The 23,776-nt window shown below is 55.6% G+C and carries 22 protein-coding genes and 3 pseudogenes; 21 read left to right on the top strand and 4 right to left on the bottom strand.

Annotated features, from left to right (window positions below; genetic code table 11):
• Positions 1-145 precede the first annotated feature (145 nt).
• The 3 genes from rpoH (at position 146) to EH164_RS01375 (ending at position 3,762) form a co-directional block, all read left to right on the top strand.
• The gene (gene rpoH, locus EH164_RS01365) at positions 146-1,003 is read left to right on the top strand and encodes an RNA polymerase sigma factor RpoH (RefSeq protein WP_023482062.1); all 858 of its coding nucleotides are present in this window, start codon (positions 146-148) and stop codon (positions 1,001-1,003) included.
• Positions 1,004-1,151: 148 nt separating this feature from the next.
• Positions 1,152-2,417, top strand: a complete 1,266-nt coding sequence (locus EH164_RS01370) for a 4-aminobutyrate--2-oxoglutarate transaminase (protein WP_124967098.1) — start codon at positions 1,152-1,154, stop codon at positions 2,415-2,417.
• A 241-nt stretch (positions 2,418-2,658) separates the two neighbouring features.
• Positions 2,659-3,762 carry a branched-chain amino acid ABC transporter substrate-binding protein gene (locus EH164_RS01375; RefSeq protein WP_139569052.1) on the top strand — a complete coding sequence of 368 codons (1,104 nt, stop codon included), beginning with the start codon at positions 2,659-2,661 and terminating at the stop codon, positions 3,760-3,762.
• 142 nt (positions 3,763-3,904) lie between these two features.
• Here EH164_RS01375 and panM read toward each other — a convergent pair whose 3' ends face one another.
• Complete coding sequence (gene panM / locus EH164_RS01380; RefSeq protein WP_124967099.1) at positions 3,905-4,288, bottom strand: aspartate 1-decarboxylase autocleavage activator PanM; 384 nt, start codon at positions 4,286-4,288, stop codon at positions 3,905-3,907.
• Between the two features lie 463 nt (positions 4,289-4,751).
• Here panM and EH164_RS22675 point away from each other — a divergent pair.
• The 12 genes and pseudogenes from EH164_RS22675 to ugpQ form a co-directional block, all read left to right on the top strand.
• A pseudogene (locus EH164_RS22675) lies at positions 4,752-5,029 on the top strand (hypothetical protein); the annotation flags it as partial.
• 89 nt (positions 5,030-5,118) lie between these two features.
• The gene (gene livH / locus EH164_RS01385) at positions 5,119-6,045 is read left to right on the top strand and encodes a high-affinity branched-chain amino acid ABC transporter permease LivH (protein ID WP_023482039.1); all 927 of its coding nucleotides are present in this window, start codon (positions 5,119-5,121) and stop codon (positions 6,043-6,045) included.
• On the top strand, positions 6,042-7,319 hold the full coding sequence (locus tag EH164_RS01390) for a high-affinity branched-chain amino acid ABC transporter permease LivM (RefSeq protein ID WP_023482077.1): 1,278 nt from the start codon (positions 6,042-6,044) through the stop codon (positions 7,317-7,319). Before livH ends, EH164_RS01390 begins: the two co-directional genes overlap by 4 nt.
• Entirely contained in the window at positions 7,316-8,083 is a 768-nt protein-coding gene (livG, locus tag EH164_RS01395; protein ID WP_023482112.1) for a high-affinity branched-chain amino acid ABC transporter ATP-binding protein LivG, read from the top strand. The genes EH164_RS01390 and livG overlap by 4 nt, the downstream gene beginning before the upstream one ends.
• Before the next feature lies 1 nt (position 8,084).
• Positions 8,085-8,798: a high-affinity branched-chain amino acid ABC transporter ATP-binding protein LivF gene (gene livF / locus EH164_RS01400; protein WP_023482055.1), complete on the top strand. Its 714-nt coding sequence runs from the start codon at positions 8,085-8,087 to the stop codon at positions 8,796-8,798.
• 578 nt (positions 8,799-9,376) lie between these two features.
• Positions 9,377-9,424, top strand: a pseudogene (locus EH164_RS22875) (hypothetical protein); the annotation flags it as partial.
• Complete coding sequence (locus EH164_RS01405) at positions 9,414-9,539, top strand: type I toxin-antitoxin system Hok family toxin (protein ID WP_367165592.1); 126 nt, start codon at positions 9,414-9,416, stop codon at positions 9,537-9,539. The pseudogene EH164_RS22875 and the gene EH164_RS01405, both read left to right, overlap by 11 nt.
• A gap of 282 nt (positions 9,540-9,821) precedes the next feature.
• Positions 9,822-11,138 (top strand): sn-glycerol-3-phosphate ABC transporter substrate-binding protein UgpB, encoded by a 1,317-nt coding sequence (gene ugpB / locus EH164_RS01410; RefSeq protein WP_023481967.1) that lies wholly within the window; start codon positions 9,822-9,824, stop codon positions 11,136-11,138.
• A 97-nt stretch (positions 11,139-11,235) separates the two neighbouring features.
• Entirely contained in the window at positions 11,236-12,123 is an 888-nt protein-coding gene (gene ugpA, locus EH164_RS01415) for a sn-glycerol-3-phosphate ABC transporter permease UgpA (protein ID WP_124967100.1), read from the top strand.
• A complete protein-coding gene (ugpE, locus tag EH164_RS01420) occupies positions 12,120-12,965 on the top strand; it encodes a sn-glycerol-3-phosphate ABC transporter permease UgpE (protein ID WP_023482001.1) in 846 nt (281 codons plus the stop codon). The genes ugpA and ugpE overlap by 4 nt, the downstream gene beginning before the upstream one ends.
• A 1-nt stretch (position 12,966) precedes the next feature.
• Positions 12,967-14,040: a sn-glycerol-3-phosphate import ATP-binding protein UgpC gene (locus EH164_RS01425; RefSeq protein ID WP_124967101.1), complete on the top strand. Its 1,074-nt coding sequence runs from the start codon at positions 12,967-12,969 to the stop codon at positions 14,038-14,040.
• Positions 14,037-14,777 (top strand): glycerophosphodiester phosphodiesterase, encoded by a 741-nt coding sequence (gene ugpQ / locus EH164_RS01430; protein ID WP_023482061.1) that lies wholly within the window; start codon positions 14,037-14,039, stop codon positions 14,775-14,777. The genes EH164_RS01425 and ugpQ overlap by 4 nt, the downstream gene beginning before the upstream one ends.
• Positions 14,778-14,938: 161 nt before the next feature.
• Here the strand turns inward: ugpQ and EH164_RS01435 are convergent.
• Positions 14,939-15,331: pseudogene (locus EH164_RS01435) on the bottom strand (DUF2756 family protein); the annotation flags it as partial.
• A 123-nt stretch (positions 15,332-15,454) separates the two neighbouring features.
• On the opposite strand from EH164_RS01435, the gene ggt reads away from it, so the two are divergent.
• Complete coding sequence (gene ggt / locus EH164_RS01440) at positions 15,455-17,215, top strand: gamma-glutamyltransferase (RefSeq protein ID WP_124967103.1); 1,761 nt, start codon at positions 15,455-15,457, stop codon at positions 17,213-17,215.
• Positions 17,216-17,251: 36 nt separating this feature from the next.
• Here the strand turns inward: ggt and yhhY are convergent, their stop codons facing one another.
• Both yhhY and EH164_RS01450 read right to left on the bottom strand, forming a co-directional pair.
• Positions 17,252-17,743 (bottom strand): N-acetyltransferase, encoded by a 492-nt coding sequence (gene yhhY, locus EH164_RS01445; RefSeq protein WP_124967104.1) that lies wholly within the window; start codon positions 17,741-17,743, stop codon positions 17,252-17,254.
• Positions 17,744-17,960: 217 nt separating this feature from the next.
• The gene (locus tag EH164_RS01450) at positions 17,961-18,569 is read right to left on the bottom strand and encodes a polymer-forming cytoskeletal protein (protein ID WP_023482013.1); all 609 of its coding nucleotides are present in this window, start codon (positions 18,567-18,569) and stop codon (positions 17,961-17,963) included.
• A 237-nt stretch (positions 18,570-18,806) separates the two neighbouring features.
• On the opposite strand from EH164_RS01450, the gene EH164_RS01455 reads away from it, so the two are divergent.
• The 5 genes from EH164_RS01455 (at position 18,807) to gntU (ending at position 23,769) form a co-directional block, all read left to right on the top strand.
• On the top strand, positions 18,807-19,844 hold the full coding sequence (locus tag EH164_RS01455; RefSeq protein ID WP_124967105.1) for an oxidoreductase: 1,038 nt from the start codon (positions 18,807-18,809) through the stop codon (positions 19,842-19,844).
• Positions 19,845-19,966: 122 nt separating this feature from the next.
• Positions 19,967-20,662, top strand: coding sequence for a pirin family protein (locus EH164_RS01460; RefSeq protein WP_023482050.1), 696 nt, complete (start codon positions 19,967-19,969; stop codon positions 20,660-20,662).
• A gap of 104 nt (positions 20,663-20,766) precedes the next feature.
• Entirely contained in the window at positions 20,767-21,762 is a 996-nt protein-coding gene (gntR, locus tag EH164_RS01465; RefSeq protein ID WP_023482014.1) for a gluconate operon transcriptional repressor GntR, read from the top strand.
• Positions 21,763-21,898: 136 nt separating this feature from the next.
• Positions 21,899-22,432 carry a gluconokinase gene (gene gntK / locus EH164_RS01470; RefSeq protein ID WP_124967106.1) on the top strand — a complete coding sequence of 178 codons (534 nt, stop codon included), beginning with the start codon at positions 21,899-21,901 and terminating at the stop codon, positions 22,430-22,432.
• On the top strand, positions 22,429-23,769 hold the full coding sequence (gene gntU / locus EH164_RS01475) for a gluconate transporter (RefSeq protein WP_023481953.1): 1,341 nt from the start codon (positions 22,429-22,431) through the stop codon (positions 23,767-23,769). Before gntK ends, gntU begins: the two co-directional genes overlap by 4 nt.
• Positions 23,770-23,776 lie beyond the last annotated feature (7 nt).

Here is a 23,776-nt window from a genome sequence, read left to right on the forward strand (position 1 = left end):
ATTCACACGCCTACAAGGAACTTGTGGATAAAATCACTGTCTGATAAAAAAGTGAATGCTATTCTCGTTGCTCAAAAATGCTGGCATGTTTGTTGCCTGATGGGGACAGACCGCCGCCAGTTGATAGTGAATTGAGAGGATTTGAATGACCAAAGAAATGCAAACTTTAGCTTTAGCCCCTGTTGGCAACCTGGAATCTTACGTCCGGGCCGCTAACGCATGGCCGATGTTGACGGCCGATGAAGAGCGGGCGCTGGCTGAAAAGCTGCATTACCAGGGCGATCTGGAAGCAGCGAAAAAGCTGATCCTGTCTCACCTGCGCTTTGTTGTTCATATTGCTCGTAATTACTCGGGCTATGGTCTGCCGCAGGCGGATCTGATCCAGGAAGGAAATATCGGCCTGATGAAAGCGGTACGCCGCTTCAACCCTGAAGTCGGTGTGCGTCTGGTCTCTTTCGCCGTGCACTGGATCAAAGCTGAGATCCACGAGTATGTGCTGCGCAACTGGCGTATCGTGAAAGTCGCGACCACCAAAGCACAGCGTAAGCTGTTCTTTAACCTGCGCAAGGCCAAACAGCGTCTCGGCTGGTTTAACCAGGACGAAGTCGAAATGGTCGCCCGCGAACTGGGTGTGACCAGCAAAGACGTGCGTGAAATGGAGTCGCGTATGGCGGCCCAGGACATGACGTTTGATATGTCTTCCGATGACGATGCGCAGGACGGCCAGCCGATGGCACCGGTGCTCTACTTACAGGACAAAACATCTAACTTTGCTGATGGCATTGAAGATGATAACTGGGAAGAGCAGGCAGCCAACAAGCTGACCGATGCGATGCAGGGTCTCGACGAACGTAGTCAGCAGATCATCCGCGCCCGCTGGCTGGACGAAGATAACAAGTCCACGCTGCAGGAGCTGGCCGACCGTTACGGGGTTTCCGCCGAACGCGTTCGACAGCTTGAAAAGAACGCGATGAAAAAACTGCGCGCCGCTATCGAAGCGTAAGCGCCAGCCGCAAACAGACCGGGTCAGCGAAAGCTCACCCGGTTTTTTATTATCTGAATTTCCTCTCACTCCCGGTGCTGGTTAAAACGTCGTCTTAACGAAGGCGCTATATACTTACTCTGTGGGTTGGCACAGAGAGGGGTAAAAGGTGAAGAATAGTGAATTACATCAGCGGCGTGTAGACGCGACGCCGCGCGGGGTTGGCGTGATGTGCGGCTTCTACGCCGAGAAAGCAGAAAACGCCACGCTGTGGGATGTGGAAGGCAACGAGGTGATTGATTTTGCCGCCGGGATCGCGGTGTTAAACACCGGTCATCGACATCCGAAAGTAATGGCGGCAGTCGAAAAACAGCTCCAGGCCTTCACGCACACCGCGTATCAAATTGTTCCTTACGAAAGCTATATCGCGCTTGCCGAGCGCATCAACGCGCGCGTCCCCATTGATGGCCCGGCGAAAACCGCCTTCTTCTCTACCGGTGCCGAAGCGGTTGAAAACGCGGTGAAAATCGCCCGCGCTTACACTAAACGTCCGGGCATTATCGCCTTTGGCGGCGGCTTCCACGGACGCACCTTTATGACCATGGCGCTGACGGGAAAAGTTGCGCCTTACAAAATCGGCTTCGGGCCGTTTCCCGGTTCGGTTTATCACGCCCACTATCCAAATGAGCTGCACGGCATCAGCACTGAACAGGCGCTGCAAAGCCTGACGCATCTCTTCAAAGCCGATATCGCCCCCGATCAGGTTGCCGCGATCCTGTTAGAGCCGGTGCAGGGCGAAGGGGGCTTTAATATCGCTCCGCCAGAGTTTATGCAGGCGCTGCGTACGCTGTGCGACAGCCACGGCATTCTGCTGATCATTGACGAGGTGCAGAGCGGTTTTGCCCGTACCGGCAAACTCTTTGCCAGCGAGCATTACGCCATCAAACCCGATCTCATCACTATGGCGAAAAGCCTGGCGGGTGGTTTACCGCTCTCGGCGGTCGCCGGGCGTGCCGAGGTAATGGATGCCCCTGCGCCTGGCGGCCTGGGCGGAACCTATGCCGGTAATCCGCTGGCGGTGGCGGCAGCGCATGCGGTGCTTGATGTGATTGAAGAGGAGAAGCTGTGTGAACGCGCGAACCAGCTGGGCAAAGATCTGGTCGAAGTGCTGACCCATGCGAAAGCGCGCTGCCCGCATATTGCCGATATCCGTGCACAGGGCTCGATGGTGGCGGTCGAATTTCAGAACCCGCAAACCGGTGCGCCATCACCGGAATTTACTAAACAGGTGCAGGATAAAGCGCTTCAGGCCGGGTTGCTGCTGCTGAGCTGCGGCGTCTATGGCAACGTTATCCGCTTCCTCTATCCGCTGACCATTCCTGATGAGCAGTTCCGAAAAGCGCTGGATATTATCCAGCGGTCGCTGACGCGTTAATTATTCAGCCGCCTTATGGGCGGCTTTGTCACGTTCTCGCATCGCTCTGCCGCATAACCTGCAAAATTGCTATTCCTTATTCCATAAAATGGGGTATGTTTTAGCAGAGTATGCTGCTTACAGGGCACTATTCTGCACAATAACAAATATCATATTCTTTGCTTAGGGTAATAAGCGAAGCAATATTCCAGATAACAACATCACAACAATTGCAAAAACCATAACAATGGGGAAACTCAGGATGAAAATGAAGGGCAAAGCGTTACTGGCAGGATGTATTGCGTTAGCAATGAGCAACGTGGCATTCGCCAAAGATATCAAAGTTGCCGTTGTCGGTGCGATGTCCGGTCCGGTTGCGCAGTATGGCGATCAGGAATTTACCGGTGCTGAGCAGGCTGTTGCCGATATCAACGCAAAAGGTGGCGTCAAAGGCGACAAACTGGTCGTGGTGAAATATGACGATGCCTGCGACCCGAAACAAGCGGTAGCGGTAGCCAACAAAGTGGTTAACGACGGCATCAAATATGTTATCGGCCACCTCTGCTCCTCTTCCACTCAGCCCGCGTCCGACATTTATGAAGACGAAGGCATCCTGATGATCACGCCTGCGGCCACTGCCCCTGAGCTGACCGCGCGCGGTTACAAACTGACGCTGCGTACTACCGGCCTCGACTCTGACCAGGGCCCGACCGCGGCGAAATACATTCTCGATAAGGTGAAGCCGAAGCGCATCGCCATCATTCATGATAAGCAGCAGTATGGCGAAGGTCTGGCGCGCGCCGTGCAGGATGGCCTGAAAAAAGGCAATGCCAACGTGGTCTTCTTTGACGGCATCACCGCCGGTGAAAAAGATTTCTCCACGCTGGTTGCGCGTCTGAAGAAAGAGAATATCGACTTTGTTTACTACGGCGGTTATCACCCGGAGATGGGCCAGATCCTGCGCCAGGCGCGTGCGGCCGGTCTGAAAACCCAGTTTATGGGACCGGAAGGCGTGGCGAACGTGTCACTCTCTAACATTGCCGGTGAGTCTGCCGAAGGGATGTTAGTCACCAAGCCGAAGAACTACGATCAGGTACCGGCGAACAAACCGATTGTGGATGCCATCAAAGGCAAGAAACAGGATCCGAGCGGCGCGTTTGTCTGGACCACCTACGCCGCGCTGCAGTCGCTGGCTGCGGGCCTGAACCAGTCTGACGATCCGGCTGAAATCGCCACCTACCTGAAAGGTCACTCCGTTGAAACCGTGATGGGGCCGCTGACGTGGGATGAGAAGGGCGATCTGAAGGGCTTTGAGTTCGGCGTCTTTACCTGGCATGCGAACGGTACCGCGACCGACGCGAAGTGATGAATACCTGATAGTCGCCTTTCGCGCCGCAGGTGCGTTGGCTGCATTCGCCCCGGTCGCTTACGCCTGTAAGCTTCCGGGGATTAACGACTTCCTGCGATGCGAAACTCCGCTCAGGCATGGCTCACGCTGCCCGCTATTTTTAGTGCTTTTCCCAGCCATCTGGCTGCGCGGTAAAGCCGAGCGCTTGTGCAAAAGCGGCCATCACGGCGCGATCTTCAACGCCGATATCTGCGATCCACCAACTGCTCATCGCCGGGTTATCGCGGATCACCTCTTCCACCAGGTATTGCCCGACGCCGCGACGGCGAGTGACATCCCGTACACGCAGCGAATCCAGCACGCCTTCGGTGCCGCGCAACGTCACCCGCACGGCGGCCAGCAGGCGGTCATTAAACCGCGCGGCGTAAATGCGGTGCGTATCGTCAATATCCAGAGAGGCGGGGGCGTATTCCGGCCAGATTTTCGCTAAATCAATATGATCCTGCTCGCTGAAACTGGTCAGCCGGATAATGGTTAATTTCATCTACCGTTTGTCCAAAACGTGAAACAGGGAGTGAGTGTAAACAATTTCACCCGCCGGGGCTGGAGACTTTTTTATATTTAATACAACAGGTGAATAGTTTTAGCGCAGCGACTGGCATAGCCGGAAACGTCAGAGATCGAAAAAGAGACAGGATTTTAACCTGAGTGATGGCGCTTTTTGCCGCGTATGCTGCCGTTATTTTATGCTGGAAGCCGGGTTTTTAGATGTTTATCTCGCGCTGAATACAGAATATTATCTCTGCTTAATCGCCTGAAAAATAGAGTATTTAGTATGGTTTATGCCAGAAAACCACGCTAAGCCATTAAAGGCGCTGGTAAAAATAGCATTGTGCATTAAAAGTACAGAATGCTTTTTAACCACATAAAAACAAAATTTTCACACAACATCACGAACGGGGTAGCAGGCATGAAATGGCACGCGAAAACATTTGTCGCGGGAATGATTGAAAGCCGGTCATGGCAACGCGGTCTTGTTTAAAGGTATTACCGTCAGGGAAGTAGTTTTTTCTGCGCTTAACGCTCATCTAAAAAAAGAAAATATCGTCTTTGTCTACTACGGTGGTTATTAACCGGATAGTGGAGAGATGCTGCGCCGGGCGCGCTGAAACAAGCCGCTGACCTGATTAACGCGTTAAAAGCCAACGGGGCTAAAACCGAAACAGGGCCGCCGAACTGGGATGAAAAAGGCGATCTGAAGGGATTTGAGTTGAGTGTCTTCTAACGACACGCCGATGGTTCGTCCTGTGTGGCGAAGTCACAGTCATCCCTCTCTTTGGACGAAAATCTTGAGAGATTTAAGAAGGTTAAGTTATGTCTGAGCAGTTTCTCTATTTCTTGCAGCAGATGTTCAACGGCGTCACGCTGGGCAGCACTTACGCCCTGATCGCCATTGGCTACACCATGGTGTACGGCATTATCGGCATGATTAACTTCGCCCATGGCGAGGTCTACATGATCGGCAGCTACGTCTCCTTTATGATTATCGCCGCGCTGATGATGATGGGCATCGACTCAAGCTGGCTGCTGGTCGGGGCCGGTTTCGTCGGCGCGATTATTATCGCCAGTGCCTACGGCTGGAGCATCGAGCGCGTCGCTTACCGCCCGGTGCGCAGCTCCAAGCGTCTGATTGCGCTTATCTCCGCCATCGGCATGTCCATCTTCCTGCAAAACTACGTCAGCCTGACGGAAGGCTCACGCGACGTAGCGTTGCCAAGCCTGTTCAACGGCCAGTGGACTATCGGCAGCAGTGAAAACTTTGCCGCCTCCATCACTACAATGCAGCTGGTTATCTGGATCGTCACCTTTGTCGCCATGCTTGCGCTGACGCTCTTTATCCGCTATTCGCGCATGGGACGCGCCTGCCGCGCCTGTGCTGAAGACCTGAAAATGGCGAGCCTGCTCGGCATCAACACCGATCGGGTTATCGCGCTGACCTTTGTGATTGGCGCGGCGATGGCGGCGGTGGCTGGCGTGCTGCTCGGCCAGTTCTATGGCGTGATCAACCCCTATATCGGCTTTATGGCGGGTATGAAGGCATTTACCGCTGCGGTGCTGGGCGGTATCGGCAGTATTCCTGGCGCGATGATTGGGGGGCTGATCCTCGGTGTGGCGGAAGCGCTCTCTTCAGCCTACCTGAGCACAGAGTATAAAGATGTGGTCTCCTTCGCGCTGCTGATTGGCGTCCTGCTGGTGATGCCGACCGGTATCCTCGGTCGCCCGGAGGTAGAGAAAGTATGAAACCGATGCATTTTGCGATGGCGCTGCTCTCTGCCGCCATGTTCTTCATTCTTGCAGGCGTCTTTATGGGCGTACAGCTGGAGCTGAATGGCACCAAACTGGTGGTCGATAACGCGGCGGATATCCGCTGGCAGTGGATCTTTATCGGCACCGCGGTGGTCTTTTTCTTCCAGTTACTGCGCCCTGTTTTCCAGAAGAGCCTGAAAGGCGTTTCCGGGCCGAAATTTGTTCTGCCCGCTATCGATGGATCTACCGCTAAGCAGAAGCTGTTCCTGCTGGCGCTGTTGGTGATTGCCGTGGTGTGGCCGTTTATGGTGTCGCGCGGCACCATCGATATCGCCACCATGACGATGATCTACATCATCCTTGGTCTTGGGCTGAACGTGGTGGTTGGCCTTTCCGGCCTGCTGGTGCTGGGTTATGGCGGTTTTTATGCTATCGGTGCCTACACCTTTGCGCTGCTGAACCACTATTACGGGCTTGGCTTCTGGACCTGCCTGCCGCTGGCGGGGCTGGTCTCTGCCGCTGCCGGTTTCCTGCTCGGCTTCCCGGTGCTGCGCCTGCGCGGCGACTACCTGGCGATTGTGACGCTGGGCTTCGGTGAGATTGTGCGCATTCTGCTGCTTAATAACACCGAAGTGACCGGCGGGCCAAACGGCATCAGCCAGATCCCGAAACCGACGCTGTTTGGCCTTGAGTTCAGCCGCACAGCGCGCGAAGGGGGCTGGGATACCTTCAGCAACTTCTTCAATGTGAAATACGATCCGAGCGACCGCGTGGTGTTCCTCTATCTGGTGGCGCTGCTGCTGGTGGTGCTGACGCTGTTCGTTATCAACCGCCTGCTGCGGATGCCGCTGGGCCGTGCCTGGGAAGCACTGCGTGAAGATGAGATTGCCTGCCGCTCGCTGGGACTCAACCCGACGCGCATCAAGCTGACGGCATTTACCATCAGCGCCGCGTTCGCCGGTTTTGCTGGCACGCTGTTTGCCGCGCGCCAGGGCTTTGTCAGCCCGGAGTCATTCACCTTTGCCGAATCGGCCTTTGTACTGGCGATTGTCGTACTGGGCGGGATGGGCTCGCAGTTCGCGGTGATCCTCGCCGCTATTCTACTGGTGGTCTCGCGCGAACTGATGCGTGATTTCAATGAGTACAGCATGTTAATGCTGGGTGGTTTGATGGTGCTGATGATGATCTGGCGTCCACAGGGCTTGCTGCCGATGACGCGGCCGCAGCTGAAACTGAAAAACGGCCAGGCAAAAGGAGAGCAGGCATGAGTCAGCCACTGTTATCGGTAAATGGCCTGATGATGCGCTTCGGCGGTTTGCTGGCGGTCAACAACGTCTCGCTGGAGCTGCGACCGCAGGAGATTGTCTCGCTGATTGGCCCGAACGGTGCGGGGAAAACCACCGTCTTCAACTGCCTGACCGGGTTTTATAAACCCACCGGCGGCACCATCATGCTGCGGGACCAGCATCTCGAAGGGCTGCCGGGCCAGCAAATCGCGCGTATGGGCGTGGTGCGTACCTTCCAGCATGTGCGTCTGTTCCGTGAGATGACGGTGATTGAGAACTTACTGGTGGCGCAGCATCAGCAGTTAAAAACCGGGCTCTTCTCTGGCCTGTTGAAGACGCCCGCATTTCGCCGCACGCAGAGCGAAGCGCTCGATCGCGCCGCGACCTGGCTTGAGAGGATCGGTTTGTTAGCCCACGCCAACCGGCAGGCCAGCAACCTGGCCTACGGCGATCAGCGCCGTCTGGAGATTATCCGCTGCATGGTGACGCAGCCGGAGATCCTGATGCTGGATGAACCAGCGGCAGGGTTAAACCCGAAAGAGACCAAAGAGCTGGATGAGCTGATCGTCGAGCTGCGTAACCATCACAACACCACAATCCTGCTGATTGAGCATGATATGAAGCTGGTGATGGGCATTTCCGACCGGATTTATGTCGTCAACCAGGGAACACCGCTGGCCAACGGAACGCCGGAAGAGATTCGTAATAACCCGGACGTGATCCGCGCTTATCTGGGTGAGGCATAAGATGGAAAACGCAATGTTATCTTTCGACAAAGTTAGCGCTCACTACGGCAAAATCCAGGCGCTGCACGAGGTCAGTCTGCATATTAATCAGGGGGAAATTGTGACCCTGATTGGTGCCAACGGCGCGGGGAAAACCACTTTGCTCGGCACGCTGTGCGGCGATCCGCGCGCTACCAGTGGCCGCGTGGTATTCGACGGCAAAGATATTACCGACTGGCAAACGGCGAAGATTATGCGCGAAGCGGTGGCGATCGTGCCGGAAGGCCGCCGCGTGTTTTCGCGTATGACCGTGGAAGAGAACCTGGCAATGGGCGGCTTTTTCGCCCACCGCGATCAATACCAGACGCGTATTAAATGGGTGTATGAACTCTTCCCGCGCCTGCATGAACGCCGCATACAGCGCGCCGGTACCATGTCCGGTGGTGAACAGCAGATGCTGGCGATAGGCCGCGCGCTGATGAGCCAGCCGCGCCTGCTACTGCTGGATGAGCCGTCCCTCGGGCTGGCACCGATTATCATCCAACAGATCTTCGACACCATTGAGCAGTTGCGTAAAGAGGGAATGACTATCTTCCTCGTGGAGCAAAACGCTAACCAGGCGCTGAAGCTCGCCGATCGCGGCTATGTGCTGGAGAACGGGCATGTGGTGCTCGAAGATACCGGCGATGCGCTACTGGCGAATGAAGCGGTGAGAAGTGCTTACCTTGGCGGCTAACACGTTGAAATAAAAACATAAAAACCGGCCTCGCAAGGGCCGGTTTTTTTCTGAAAAATGCACTTTAGCCATACGCAGCGAGAGGGTTCGCAACAGGATGCGGGCGGCGCTTGAGGCTTTTTGCCTCATGGCTGTGCTTCAGGAAGTTATGCAGAAATGGTGTGAGGCAGAAAGATGAAAGCCCCGAGTCAATTTTTCAATTAACCCGAGGCTACACCGACGCCCAAACAACGTCAGCGTAGCCTCTTACCTGCTGAAAGGCAAGGAAGTGAAGCTGCGCAAATAAGGGGCTTCCTGGTTCGCCGGGAAGCCCTTTTTTATTAGCGAAAACAGTAACATCAGCGATCGGGTTTAAATCTGAAAAATATATTTCAGCCATGAAGTATGGCGTGTGGCCGGGATATTATGCGGGCGGCGCTTGAGGCTTTTTGCCTCATGGCTGTGCTTTAAGACGTTATGCAGAAATGATGTGAGGCAGAAAGATGAAAGCCCCGAGTCAATTTTTCAATTAACCCGAGGCTACACCGACGCCTAAGCAACGTCAGCGTAGCCTCTTACCTGCTGAAAGGCAAGGAGTTATAGGCGATGAAAATCCCGCAAACTTTTATCTGCTGCGTGTTTATTCTCTGCTTCACGCTGCTGATATTCACCTATCTGACCCGCAAATCCCTGTGCGAGCTTCGCTACCGGGATAAGGAGAGAGAGGTGGCGGCTTTGATGGCTTACGAATCCGGTAAGTAGCGACCTGGGGCAGGGAGCAATCCCTGCCTTTCAGGTGCGATGATGTTGTTGCAGCGTTGCCTTCGAGCGCCGCTTAAAGGGCTTCCTGGTTCGCCGGGAAGCCCTTTGTCTGAACCGCCATTTTTCCTTCATCTTTCTATCACTTGCGTGACATCTCCCTGACGCCTGGTTGTCATTTTTTTGTAATTAAAAAGTTATTTTTCTGTCATTCGAGCGTGTCATGTTACCTCGCGAGCACAAAACGCGTGATATCGCGCATCCCGTATAACAAGAGAGAGCACAATGACGACGTTACGACATACAGCTTTGGGTCTGGCGCTGGGATTTGTTTTTGCTGGCAATGCCATGGCCGTAACCACTATCCCGTTCTGGCACTCCATGGAGGGCGAGTTAGGCAAAGAGGTCGACTCCCTGGCGCAACGTTTTAATGATACCCATCCCGACTACAAAATCGTGCCGGTCTATAAAGGCAACTACGAGCAGAACCTGAGCGCGGGCATTGCCGCCTTCCGCACCGGTAATGCGCCAGCGCTATTGCAGGTTTACGAAGTGGGCACCGCGACGATGATGGCCTCCAAAGCGATCAAGCCGGTTTACGAGGTCTTTAAAGATGCGGGCATCACCTTTGACGAAAGCCAGTTTGTGCCGACCGTTGCGGGTTACTACACCGATTCAAAAACCGGGCATCTGCTCTCTCAACCCTTTAACAGCTCCACACCGGTGCTTTATTACAATAAAGATGCCTTCAAAAAAGCGGGCCTGAACCCGGATCAGCCACCGAAAACCTGGCAGGATCTGGCGGCCTACACCGCGAAGCTAAAAGCGGCGGGCATGAAGTGCGGTTACGCCAGCGGCTGGCAGGGTTGGATCCAGATTGAGAACTTTAGCGCCTGGCACGGTCTGCCGGTCGCTACTAAAAACAACGGTTTTGACGGTACCGATGCGGTGCTGGAGTTCAATAAGCCGGAGCAGGTGAAACATATCGCCATGCTGGAAGAGCTGAACAAGAAAGGCGAATTCAGCTACTTTGGCCGTAAAGATGAATCCACCGAGAAGTTCTACAACGGCGATTGCGCCATCACCACCGCCTCATCCGGTTCGCTGGCGGATATTCGTCACTATGCGAAATTTAACTACGGTGTCGGCATGATGCCTTACGACGCCGATGTGAAAGGCGCGCCGCAAAACGCCATTATCGGCGGTGCCAGCCTGTGGGTAATGAAGGGCAAAGATGACGCGACCTACAAAGGCGTGGCGCAGTTCCTCGACTTCCTGACTAAGCCGGAAATCGCTGCCGAGTGGCATCAGAAAACCGGTTATCTGCCTGTCACCAAGGCCGCGTACGATCTGACGCGCCAGCAGGGTTTCTATGACAAAAACCCGGGGGCGGATATCGCCACGCGCCAGATGCTGAACAAGCCGCCGTTGGCCTTCACCAAAGGGCTGCGTCTGGGCAATATGCCGCAGATCCGTACCGTGCTTGATGAAGAGCTGGAGAGCGTGTGGACCGGTAAGAAGACCCCGCAACAGGCGCTGGACTCAGCGGTTGAGCGCGGTAACCAGTTGCTGCGCCGCTTCCAGCAGTCGACCAAGTCTTAATGAGTTAAAGGCCGGATAAGCGCAGCGCTTGTCCGGCCTGTAAATCGGTCCATGTATCGCGTCGCCGCCCTCCGGCATATTTAAAAAGAGCCTTGCTATGTCCTCATCCCGTCCGGTGTTTCGTTCACGCTGGCTACCCTATCTGCTCGTCGCGCCGCAGTTGGCGATCACGGTGATTTTCTTTCTCTGGCCTGCGGGCGAAGCGCTGTGGTACTCCGTGCAGAGCGTCGATCCCTTTGGTCTCTCCAGCCAGTTTGTCGGGCTGGATAACTTTACCGCGCTGTTTCATGACAGCTACTACCTCGACGCCTTCTGGACGACGATCCGCTTTAGCGCGATGGTCACCTTTAGCGGTCTGCTGGTTTCGCTGTTCTTTGCCGCGCTGGTGGATAACGTGGTGCGCGGTAGCCGTATCTACCAGACGTTGATGCTGCTGCCCTATGCCGTGGCACCAGCCGTTGCCGCCGTATTGTGGATCTTTCTTTTCAATCCCGGACGCGGATTGATTACGCACTTCCTTGAGCAGTTCGGGTATCACTGGAACCATGCGCAGAACAGCGGTCAGGCGATGTTTTTAGTGGTGTTCGCCTCGGTGTGGAAGCAGATTAGCTACAACTTCCTCTTCTTCTTCGCCGCGTTGCAGTCTATTCCCCGCTCGCTGGTGGAAGCCGCCGCCATTGATGGCGCGGGACCCATTCGCCGTTTCTTCAAACTTTCGCTGCCGTTGATAGCACCAGTCAGCTTCTTCCTGTTGGTGGTCAACCTGGTCTATGCCTTCTTCGATACGTTCCCGGTTATCGATGCGGCGACTGCCGGCGGCCCGGTACAGGCGACCACTACGCTGATTTATAAGATCTATCGCGAAGGGTTTGTCGGCCTGGATCTCTCTTCCTCTGCGGCGCAGTCGGTGATCCTGATGGTGCTGGTGATTGTGCTGACGGTGGTGCAGTTCCGCTATGTCGAAAGTAAGGTGCGCTACCAATGATTGAGAATCGCCCAGGGCTGACACTGTTCAGCCATATCATGCTTATCGCAGGCGTTGCGGTGGTGCTCTTCCCGCTCTACGTCGCGTTTGTCACCGCCACGCTTGATATCAACGCGGTGTACGACACACCGATGACGCTTATTCCCGGCGGCCATCTTTGGGAGAACCTGCGCGCGATTTGGGTTAACGGCGTCGGCTCCAATAGCGCGCCATTCTGGCTGATGCTGACCAACAGCTTCATCATGGCACTGGTGATAACCGTAGGGAAAATTGCCGTTTCTATCCTTTCGGCCTTCGCTATCGTCTGGTTCCGTTTTCCGCTGCGAAATCTCTTCTTCTGGATGATTTTCAGTACCTTGATGCTGCCGGTAGAGGTACGCATCTTCCCGACGGTGGAAGTGATCGCCAACCTCAAGATGCTCGACAGCTACACCGGCCTGACCTTGCCACTGATGGCCTCTGCCACTGCGACTTTTCTCTTCCGCCAGTTCTTTATGACGTTGCCGGATGAACTCATAGAAGCCGCGCGCATTGATGGCGCTTCGCCGATGCGCTTTTTCCGCGACATTGTGCTGCCGCTGTCGCGCACCAATCTTGCGGCGCTGTTCGTCATCACCTTTATCTACGGCTGGAATCAGTACTTATGGCCGTTGTTGATTATCAACGACGTCAACCTTGGCACCGCCGTGGCGGGCGTTAAAGGGATGATGTCGAGCGGCGAGGGCACGACGCAGTGGAACCAGGTGATGGCCGCGATGCTGCTGACGCTGATCCCCCCGGTTGTTATCGTTTTAACCATGCAGCGCGCCTTTGTGCGCGGTCTGGTCGACAGTGAGAAATAAGATGTCATCTCTAAAATTACAGGCAGTGACAAAAAGTTGGGACGGCGGCAAAACTCAGGTGATTGAGCCGCTGACGCTGGATGTGGCCGACGGTGAATTTATTGTCATGGTTGGCCCGTCGGGCTGCGGAAAGTCGACGCTGCTGCGCATGGTTGCCGGGCTGGAGCGCGTCTCCGGCGGCGATATCTGGATTGACCGCCAGCGCGTCACGGAGAAAGAGCCAAAAGATCGCGGTATCGCGATGGTGTTCCAGAACTATGCCCTCTATCCGCACATGAGCGTGGAAGAGAACATGGCCTGGGGGCTGAAAATCCGCGGCATGGGCAAGGCGCATATTGCCGGACGCGTGTCGGAAGCGGCGCGTATTCTGGAGCTTGAAGGCCTGCTGAAACGCCGCCCGCGCGAGCTTTCAGGCGGTCAGCGCCAGCGCGTGGCGATGGGCCGCGCCATTGTGCGCGATCCGGCGGTTTTTCTGTTTGATGAACCGCTCTCCAACCTTGATGCCAAGCTGCGCGTGCAGATGCGCCTTGAGTTGCAGCAGTTGCATCGCCGCCTCAACACCACTTCGCTCTATGTGACTCACGATCAGGTGGAAGCGATGACGCTGGCGCAGCGTGTGATGGTGATGAACAAAGGCGTTGCTGAGCAGATCGGTACGCCGGTTGAGGTGTATGAAAAGCCCGCCAGCCGCTTTGTCGCGAGCTTCATTGGCAGCCCGGCAATGAATTTACTCGATGGGCACATCAGCCAGACCGGCACTCACTTTGAGCTGGCTAGCGGCATGGCATTGCCGATTAACTGGAACTATCGCGGTTATGCCGGACGGAAAATGACGCTGGGTATCCGCCCGGAACATATTGCGCTAAGCTCACAAGCCGCAGGCGGCGTACCGCTGGTGATGGATACGCTGGAGATGCTCGGCGCGGATAATCTGGCCCATGGCCGCTGGGGTGAGCAGAAACTGGTGGCGCGTCTGTCGCATCAGGAGCGCCCGGCACCCGGCAGCACGCTGTGGCTGCATCTGGCGGAACATCACCTGCACTTATTCGATGGTGAAACAGGACAACGCGTATGAATAACTGGCCCTATCCCCGCATCGTCGCCCATCGCGGCGGTGGAAAACTGGCTCCGGAAAACACCCTGGCAGCGATCGATGTCGGCGCCAGATATGGCCATACAATGATCGAATTTGACGCCAAATTATCAAAAGATGGGCAGATCTTTCTGCTGCATGATGACAACCTGGAGCGTACCAGCAATGGCTGGGGCGTGGCGGGCGAGCTGGCGTGGAGCGATCTGCTGAAAGTCGATGCCGGGAGCTGGTACAGCGGCGAATTTAAAGGCGAGCCGCTGCCGCTGTTGTCGGAGGTGGCGCAGCGCTGCCAGCAGCATGGCATGATGGCGAATATTGAAATCAAACCGACGACCGGAACCGGCCCGCTGACGGGCAAAATCATCGCACTTGCTGCCCGCGAGCTGTGGTCAGAGATGACTCCGCCGCTGCTCTCCTCGTTTGAGATCGATGCGCTGGAAGCGGCGCAACAGGCTGCGCCGGAACTGCCGCGCGGTCTGCTGCTGGATGCCTGGCGCGATGACTGGCAGGAAGTGACCGATCGCCTGGCCTGCACCTCTATTCATCTCAATCATAAACTGCTTGATGAAGCGCGCGTTCGCATGCTGCGCGACGCCGGGCTGCGTATTCTGGTTTACACGGTGAATCAGCCGGCGCGCGCGGCGGAGTTGCTGGCGTGGGGCGTCGATTGCATCTGTACGGACAATATCGAAACTATCGGGCCCCACTTTGGCGCTTAAGGCGTAGTGGTTTGCGGCGTGCTGTGCAGCATGCCGCCACTTTGCGTTTGGGTCTGCGGCAGCATATGCGGCTGCTGTAGGGTCGAATCGCTGGCGCTGTTTTGCGGATGAAGCATCCCGCCGCCGTTGCCGCTTTCCTGGCTTAGCATTTCGCCCCCGTTACTGCTGCTCTGGTTCAACGCTCCTGCGTTGTTACTACTCTGTTGGCTGAGCATCCCGCCACCGCTACTGCTGCCCTGGCTTAACATCCCGCCGTTGCTGTTGGGGAGCACTTGCTGGTGGGCGGGGTCGAGCTCCCCCGGCTGAGCCTGCCTTATTCGCTGTGAATTATCGTTCATCTGCATTTGCAGGTTCTGCTGCTGCTGGCGGCTCTGCGTCTGCTGCTGCTGTTTCAGTAACCCTTGCTGCTGCTGTTGCTGGTTGAGCATTTGCGTCTGCATACGCTGCTGGCTTGGCACGACATACCCCGGTTGATTCGGGTTATTTGTCGGGTTAAGTGGCTGTGCGAAAGCGGTAAAAGGCAGCAGGGCTGCCACAATCACAAGGCGTTTCATTCTCATCTCCTCCCGTTGAGGCCTGCCCCTAAGTTTAGTCGCATTCCTGCATGACCATGATTTTTTGCGCATTGTGAACCAGACTTAAGCGGGAACTGTAGCCCTTCTTTGTGGAGAACGACGATGATCAAACAGCAGTTTGCGCGTTGGGCGGCAATCGCCGCGCTGACGGCGGGAGCATGTTTCAGTGTCGGCGCTGCGCCGCCGCCTGCTCAGGCACCCGCGCCAGCCCCCGTTTCGTATGGGGTAGAAGCCGATGTCTTTCATCCGGTTGTGGCCCATCAGGGGATGGTGGCCTCGGTGGATGAGGCCGCGACCCGTGTGGGTGTGGAGATCCTCAAAGAGGGCGGTAATGCGGTCGATGCGGCGGTCGCGGTCGGTTATGCGCTGGCGGTAACCCATCCGCAGGCGGGCAACCTCGGCGGTGGCGGGTTTATGATGATCCGCACCAAAGAGGGCAAGGTCACGGCGATCGATTTCCGCGAAATGGCACCCGCAGCCGCCACGCGCGATATGTTTCTTGATGAGCAGGGCAACCCGGACAGTAAAAAATCCCTGACCTCCCATCTCGCTTCCGGCACGCCCGGCACGGTCGCTGGTTTCTCGCTGGCGCTGGAGAAGTACGGCTCGCTGCCGCTGAAAAAGGTGGTTCAGCCTGCCATCAAACTGGCGAAGCAGGGCTTCACGGTTAACGATGCGCTGGCGGACGATCTCAAAACCTACGGCAGTGAAGTGCTGCCGAACCACGACACCAGCAAGGCGATCTTCTGGAAAGAGGGCCAGCCGCTGAAGAAGGGCGACAAGCTGGTTCAAACGAATCTCGCGAAGAGTCTTGAGCTGATTGCTGAAAAGGGGCCGGATGGTTTCTATAAAGGCACAACGGCAGAGCAGATCGCCCAGGAGATGAGCAAAAACGGCGGGCTGATCACCAAAGAGGATCTGGCGAACTATAAAGCCGTTGAGCGTACGCCGGTGAGCGGCGACTACCGCGGTTATCAGGTCTACTCCATGCCGCCGCCTTCCTCTGGCGGGATCCATATCATTCAGATCCTCAACATTCTGGAAAATTTCGATCTGGCAAAATTTGGCTTTGGCAGCGCCGATGCCATGCAGGTGATGGCGGAAGCGGAAAAATATGCCTATGCCGACCGCTCTGAATATCTCGGTGACCCCGATTTTGTGAAAGTGCCGTGGCAGGCGCTGACCAGCAAAGCGTACGCCAAATCGATTGCTGAACAGATTGATGTCAATAAAGCGCGCCCCTCCAGCCAGATCCGCCCTGGCAAGCTGGAACCTTACGAGAGCAACCAGACCACACACTTCTCAGTGGTGGATAAAGAGGGGAATGCCGTTGCGGTAACCTACACGCTGAACACCGTGTTTGGCAGCGGTATTGTTGCCGGTAATACCGGCATTCTGATGAACAACCAGATGGATGATTTCTCAGCCAAACCGGGCGTACCAAATGTTTATGGCCTGGTAGGCGGCGATGCGAATGCTATCGGGCCGGGCAAGCGTCCGCTCTCCTCCATGTCGCCGACCATTGTGTTGAAAGATGGCAAAACCTGGCTGGTCACCGGTAGCCCGGGCGGTAGCCGGATTATTACTACCGTGCTGCAAATGGTAGTGAACACCATCGATTATGGAATGAACGTTGCCGAAGCGACCAATGCGCCGCGCTTCCATCATCAATGGTTGCCGGACGAACTGCGCGTGGAGAAGGGCTTCAGCCCTGACACCCTGAAACTGCTGGAGCAGAAGGGGCAGAAAGTTGCCGTGAAAGCGTCGATGGGCAGTACGCAGAGCATTATGGTTGGGCCGGATGGCACGCTGTATGGTGCGTCCGATCCGCGTTCGGTAGATGATTTAACCGCAGGATATTAAAGCAATTTCCCTCTCCCGCCCGGGAGAGGGATCGTTTTAGCCCTTCATGCGCGCCATATAGTACGAATCGACATACTCGCCGTTACGCAGCGCGTGGCGTTTCGCCGTGCCTTCCACTTCAAAACCAAACTTACGGTAGACCGCCAGCGCGGGTGCGTTATCGGCATACACCGACAGCTCAATGCGGTCGATGCGCAGCCAGTTATCGCACAGGTGCACCATCTCGTTGATTAACGCGCTGGCGACGCCGCGGTTTTGAAACTGAGGCGCAACCATAATGCCAAAGCTGGCGACGTGGCTGCGACGCGGGTTCTGCTCGACCATTAAACCAAGATGGCCCGCTACTCGCTCATCAAGCGTGGCAATCAGATCCCGGCGGCCCGGCTGCGGCGTCAGGCGTTTATGCCAGTGATCGGAAGAGGGATGAGGTAGCTGGAGTAGGTTTTGATACACCTCGGGCTGCGCGTAAATCTGTCGTAACGGTTCGACATCGTGCATTTCAGCGTGGCGTATCACTATCTCGCTCATCCTGCTTCTCCTGTTGGTTGGGTTAGCTTTCACATTCCGGTCTTTCAGGCGAAGCGTCAACTGCCATTTTTTGCCACAGGGGGTAGACAAGTGCGAATGATAATGATTATTATTGCCATGCGTTCAGGGAAACCGTACGGTAATCCTGAAAGCACGACATTGCTCACATTGCTTCCAGTATTTCTTAGCCAGCCGGGTGCTGGCTTTTTTTTATCTGCTATTCACCGACGCGCTTCTTCTCTTTCTCAACGCTGAGTTTTGCTACTGGCGCGGTGAGTTTCGCCTGGCCTGAGAAGGTGCCGCCTTTCTTGATGGTCAATGCGCTGTAGGTCAGCGTGCCGTTGATGTTGCCATTCTCTTCGATATTCAGCGTTTCACTGCTGCACTCGCCGTTCACCGTGCCATCAATAAACAGCTCGCGACAGGAGAGGTTTCCTTCCACCACGCCGTTGCGCATGATGCGGATAATATTGTCTTTCGCTTCGATATTGCCGGTAAGGGTGCCGTAAATATGCACTTGCCCGTTCGAGGTAATATTACCGACAAAGTTGGTGCCGCTGGCGACAACCGTATTCTGCTTCTCATCGCGCAGCGTCTCTTTTTCGTTAATCAGTGAGGCTGCAATCGGTTGTAGCGGAGGCGTTTTTGGGGTTTTCTCTTTACCAAACATAGCGTTAACCTGATGTTGTACAAAGTGTAAGAAGAAGCCGAGAAGCGTTAGCGATGCCGCAACCTGTGCCCAGAGCCGTGCGTCAACGCACCAGCTCCCCAGCGCGAAGGCCCAAAAAGCAAGAGCGAGATTTAAATACCAGTAGTGCTTATCCATGCTGTATTGCGCGCAACTCCCTGCGTGGTGGGTGCTTCTGACTCATGAAAGGGGCAAACGGATATTGCCGCGTGTTTTATGCGCGAATTAGGGGAGGCGATCAAGAGCGCGGAAGAAAAATCGGAATTTATAAATGGCTTAAAAATATAACAATAATCGATAAATAGAAGCTTCTGGTTTTAGCTCTCGCCGCGCCTGGTCTAAGGTAAAGAGAGATATTCTGCAAAGGACGACACGATGACTCTACATTGCGCATTTATTGGATTTGGTAAAAGCACCACCCGTTATCACCTGCCTTATGTTCTCAACCGTAAAGCCAGCTGGCACGTGGCGCACATCTTCCGCCGCCATCCGAAGCCAGAGGAGCAACATCCCGATTATCAGCACATCCACTTCACCAGCGATCTGGACGAAGTGCTTAACGATCCGCAGGTCAAACTGGTGATCGTCTGCACCCATGCCGATAGCCATTTTGACTATGCGAAACGCGCGCTGGAAGCGGGTAAAAACGTGCTGGTCGAGAAGCCTTTCACGCCGACCATGGCTGAAGCGATCACGCTATTTGAGCTGGCGAAAAGCAAAGGGCTGACGGTGACGCCGTATCAGAATCGCCGTTTCGACTCCTGCTTCCTCACCACCAAAAAGGTGATTGAGAGCGGCAAACTGGGTGAAATTGTCGAGATCGAAAGCCATTTTGACTACTACCGCCCACAAGCGGAAAGCAAGCCGGGTCTGCCGCAGGATGGCTCGTTTTACGGCCTCGGCGTGCACACCATGGATCAGATTATCTCGCTGTTTGGCCGCCCGGATCACGCCGCGTATGATATTCGCAGCCTGCGCAACAAAGCCAACCCTGACGATACGTTCGAAGCGCAGCTCTTCTATGGCGATCTGAAAGCGATTGTGAAAACCAGCCACCTGGTGAAAATCGATTACCCGAAATTTATCGTCCATGGCCGTAAAGGCTCGTTCGTTAAATATGGCGTCGATCAGCAGGAGACCAGCCTGAAAGCCAATATCATGCCGGGCGATGCGGGCTTTGCCGCAGATGACAGCGTGGGCATTCTGGAGTACGTCAACGAGGCGGGCGAAACGGTGCGTGAAGAGATTGCGCCTGAGCCAGGCGACTACGGGCGCGTCTACGATGCGCTCTATGAAACGCTGACAAACGGCGCGGAAAATTACGTCAAGGAAACTGACGTTCTTACCAACCTCGAGCTGCTGGAACGCGCGTTTGAGCAGGCATCACCTGCCACGATAACCCTCGCCAAATAAGGGAATAGGGCTCCTCTGCGCTTGTTCACTTTTTTTGAACAGAGGAGTCAATTTTCACCCTCTATGATTGAGCAATGATTGCGTCCACACTTACTCCATCGAAAACAGACGGGGTAAACAAGATGATCTTCTTACGCAAAGCAAATGACCGCGGACACGCTAACCATGGCTGGCTGGACTCCTGGCACACCTTCTCGTTTGCTAACTATTACGATCCGAACTTCATGGGTTTTTCAGCGCTGCGCGTGATTAACGATGATGTTATCGATGCGGGGCAGGGTTTCGGTACCCATCCGCATAAAGACATGGAAATCCTGACTTATGTGCTGGAAGGCGCGGTAGAGCATCAGGACAGCATGGGTAACAAAGAGCAGGTTCCGGCGGGCGAATTCCAGATCATGAGCGCCGGTACCGGGGTGCGTCACTCTGAGTACAACCCGAGCAAAACCGATCGTCTGCGCCTGTACCAAATCTGGATCATCCCGGAAACTAACGGTATTGAGCCGCGCTACGAGCAGCGCCGCTTTGACGCCACGCAGGGCAAACAGTTGGTGCTTTCGCCGGATGCGCGCGACGGTTCGCTGAAAGTGCATCAGGATATGGAGCTTTACCGCTGGGCGCTGCTGAAAGATGAGCAGTCTGTACATCAGATCGCCGCCGAGCGCCGCGTCTGGATCCAGGTGGTAAAAGGTGAAGTCACCATCAATGGCACCAAAGCGACCACCAGCGATGGTCTTGCGATCTGGGATGAGCAGGCAATCTCGGTGCATGCCGACAGCGACAGCGAAATCCTGCTCTTCGATCTGCCGCCGGTGTGATGTGGCGTAAATAAATCGCGCAATCCTGGGGTTTTTGACCGCAGGATTGCGCATTGTCCGTGATAAACTGCGCACCCCTCTCTTTTGCGTAAATTATCAGGGCGATGAAAAAGAAAAGACCCGTACTACAGGATGTGGCCGATCGCGTAGGCGTGACCAAAATGACGGTCAGCCGTTTTTTGCGTAACCCGGAACAGGTTTCCATCGCTTTACGCGGCAAAATTGCCGCCGCCCTTGATGAACTGGGTTATATCCCCAACCGCGCGCCCGATATTCTCTCCAACGCCACCAGCCGCGCCATTGGCGTGCTTCTCCCCTCTCTGACAAACCAGGTCTTCGCTGAAGTGCTTCGCGGCATTGAAAGCGTCACCGACGCGCACGGTTATCAAACCATGCTGGCGCACTACGGCTACAAAGCGGAAATGGAGGAGGAGCGGCTGGAGTCGATGCTCTCCTGGAACATTGACGGCTTAGTTCTTACCGAACGCACCCACACGCCGCGCACGCTGAAGATGATCGAAGTGGCGGGCATCCCTGTTGTGGAATTGATGGACAGCAAATCTCCCTGCCTCGATATCGCCGTCGGCTTTGATAACTTTGAGGCCGCCCGGCAGATCACCGCCGCCATTCTTGCGCGCGGCCATCGTCGCGTTGCCTATCTTGGTGCACGTCTGGATGAACGTACTATCATCAAACAGAAGGGGTACGAGCAGGCGATGCTGGATGCGGGGCTGACGCCGTACAGTGTGATGGTGGAACAATCCTCCTCTTATACCGCCGGCATTGAGTTAATGCGTCAGGCACGCCGCGAGTATCCGCAGCTTGATGGGATTTTCTGTACTAATGATGACCTTGCCGTTGGTGCCGCGTTTGAGTGCCAGCGTCTGGGGCTGAAGATCCCACAAGATATGGCGATTGCCGGGTTCCACGGGCATGACATTGGTCAGGTGATGGAGCCGCGTCTGGCAAGCGTGCTGACGCCGCGTGAACGTATGGGGCGCATCGGTGCGGAACGGCTGCTGGCGCGTATCCGTGGTGAAGCAGTTACGCCAAAGATGTTAGATTTAGGTTTCACTTTGTCACCGGGTGGATCTATTTAGTCTGACAAATTTGAAGTAGCTCACACTTATTTATCTCTGACCGCTGTGGATATTGCTTCTCTGGGATCGCGGCAGGACAATGTTACCGATAACAGTTACCCGTAACAATCACTCTTGCACCCGTGGGGGCTACCCTTTGAGCACAACAAACCTTGATCACCATGTTTTCGTTCTGATGGGCGTTTCAGGCAGCGGCAAATCAGCGGTTGCCAGCGAAGTCGCGTATCAGCTTAAAGCCGCATTTCTCGACGGCGACTTTCTCCATCCGCGGAGCAACATCAACAAGATGGCCTCCGGCGAGCCGCTGAATGACGACGACCGTAAACCGTGGTTGCAGGCACTGAACGATGCCGCCTTCGCCATGCAGCGCACCAACAAAGTGTCACTGATCGTCTGCTCGGCGCTGAAAAAGCACTACCGCGACCAGCTGCGCGCCGGTAATCCTAACCTCTCCTTTATCTACCTGAAGGGCGAATTCGATGTTATCGAAAGCCGCCTGAAAGCGCGTAAAGGCCACTTCTTCAAAACGCAGATGCTGGTCACCCAGTTCGAAACGCTGCAGGAGCCGGGCGAAGATGAACGCGATGTGCTGGTGGTGAACATTGACCAACCGCTTGATGGCGTGGTCGCCAGCACCATTGAAGTGATAACCAAAGGCCATGAGCAGTGAGTACATTAACGCTGGTATTAACCGCCGTCGGTTCTGTTTTACTGCTGCTGTTTTTAGTGATGAAAGCGCGAATGCACGCTTTCGTTGCGCTGATGGTGGTCTCGATTGGTGCCGGGCTCTTCTCCGGCATGCCGCTGACAAAAATCGCGCAAACCATGGAAAAAGGGATGGGCGGTACGCTCGGGTTCCTCGCCATTGTGGTAGCACTCGGCGCGATGTTCGGCAAAATTCTGCATGAGACCGGCGCGGTGGATCAAATCGCCGTCAAAATGCTTAACTCCTTCGGACACAGCCGCGCGCACTATGCGATTGGCCTCGCCGGGCTGATTTGCGCCCTGCCGCTCTTCTTTGAAGTGGCGATTGTCCTGCTGATTAGCGTCGCCTTCTCGATGGCGCGCCACACCGGCACTAACCTGGTCAAACTGGTTATCCCGTTGTTCGCAGGCGTTGCGGCAGCGGCGGCATTTCTGCTACCGGGGCCTGCGCCCATGCTGCTTGCCTCGCAGATGCATGCTGACTTTGGCTGGATGATCTTGATTGGCCTCTGCGCTGCGATCCCGGGCATGCTGGTCGCCGGGCCACTGTGGGGCAACTTTATTAGCCGCCACGTTGAGCTGCATATTCCGGACGATGTCAGCGAGCCGCACCTCGGCGAAGGCAAAATGCCGTCGTTTGGCTTCAGCCTCGCGCTGATCCTGCTGCCGCTGGTGCTGGTGGGGATGAAAACCATCGCTGCGCGTTTCGTAGCGCAAGACAGCACGCTCTATCAATGGCTGGAGTTTATCGGTCACCCCTTCACCGCCATTCTGGTTGCCTGTCTGGTAGCGATTTATGGTCTGGCAGTGCGTCAGGGAATGGCAAAAGATCGCGTAATGGAGATTTGCGGCCAGGCGCTACAGCCGGCGGGTATTATTCTGCTGGTGATTGGTGCGGGCGGCGTCTTCAAACAGGTGCTGGTCGACTCCGGCGTTGGCCCGGCGCTCGGTGAAGCGTTAACCGGCATGGGCTTACCTATCGCCCTGACCTGCTTTGTGCTGGCGGCGGCGGTGCGTATTATCCAGGGTTCCGCGACGGTCGCCTGTCTGACCGCGGTTGGTCTGGTGATGCCGGTCATTGAACAGCTGCACTTCAACGGCGCGCAGATGGCGGCACTCTCCATCTGTATCGCGGGCGGTTCGATTGTGGTGAGCCATGTGAATGATGCTGGTTTCTGGCTCTATGGCCGCTTTACCGGCGCGACAGAAGCGCAAACCCTGAAGACCTGGACAATGATGGAAACCATCCTCGGCACCACCGGTGCGATTATCGGGATGATCGCCTTTACGCTGCTGAGCTAAAGGCAAA

The organism is Kosakonia sp. CCTCC M2018092 (genome assembly GCF_003864115.1).
GTDB lineage: Bacteria > Pseudomonadota > Gammaproteobacteria > Enterobacterales > Enterobacteriaceae > Kosakonia > Kosakonia cowanii.

Coding starts and splice junctions, on each gene's coding strand:
- rpoH (WP_023482062.1), top strand. CDS start 146: ATGACCAAAGAAATGCAAACTTTAGCTTTAGCCCCTGTTGGCAACCTG.
- EH164_RS01375 (WP_139569052.1), top strand. CDS start 2,659: ATGAAAATGAAGGGCAAAGCGTTACTGGCAGGATGTATTGCGTTAGCA.
- panM (WP_124967099.1), bottom strand. CDS start 4,288: ATGAAATTAACCATTATCCGGCTGACCAGTTTCAGCGAGCAGGATCAT.
- livH (WP_023482039.1), top strand. CDS start 5,119: ATGTCTGAGCAGTTTCTCTATTTCTTGCAGCAGATGTTCAACGGCGTC.
- EH164_RS01390 (WP_023482077.1), top strand. CDS start 6,042: ATGAAACCGATGCATTTTGCGATGGCGCTGCTCTCTGCCGCCATGTTC.
- livG (WP_023482112.1), top strand. CDS start 7,316: ATGAGTCAGCCACTGTTATCGGTAAATGGCCTGATGATGCGCTTCGGC.
- livF (WP_023482055.1), top strand. CDS start 8,085: ATGGAAAACGCAATGTTATCTTTCGACAAAGTTAGCGCTCACTACGGC.
- ugpB (WP_023481967.1), top strand. CDS start 9,822: ATGACGACGTTACGACATACAGCTTTGGGTCTGGCGCTGGGATTTGTT.
- ugpA (WP_124967100.1), top strand. CDS start 11,236: ATGTCCTCATCCCGTCCGGTGTTTCGTTCACGCTGGCTACCCTATCTG.
- ugpE (WP_023482001.1), top strand. CDS start 12,120: ATGATTGAGAATCGCCCAGGGCTGACACTGTTCAGCCATATCATGCTT.
- EH164_RS01425 (WP_124967101.1), top strand. CDS start 12,967: ATGTCATCTCTAAAATTACAGGCAGTGACAAAAAGTTGGGACGGCGGC.
- ugpQ (WP_023482061.1), top strand. CDS start 14,037: ATGAATAACTGGCCCTATCCCCGCATCGTCGCCCATCGCGGCGGTGGA.
- ggt (WP_124967103.1), top strand. CDS start 15,455: ATGATCAAACAGCAGTTTGCGCGTTGGGCGGCAATCGCCGCGCTGACG.
- yhhY (WP_124967104.1), bottom strand. CDS start 17,743: ATGAGCGAGATAGTGATACGCCACGCTGAAATGCACGATGTCGAACCG.
- EH164_RS01450 (WP_023482013.1), bottom strand. CDS start 18,569: ATGGATAAGCACTACTGGTATTTAAATCTCGCTCTTGCTTTTTGGGCC.
- EH164_RS01455 (WP_124967105.1), top strand. CDS start 18,807: ATGACTCTACATTGCGCATTTATTGGATTTGGTAAAAGCACCACCCGT.
- EH164_RS01460 (WP_023482050.1), top strand. CDS start 19,967: ATGATCTTCTTACGCAAAGCAAATGACCGCGGACACGCTAACCATGGC.
- gntR (WP_023482014.1), top strand. CDS start 20,767: ATGAAAAAGAAAAGACCCGTACTACAGGATGTGGCCGATCGCGTAGGC.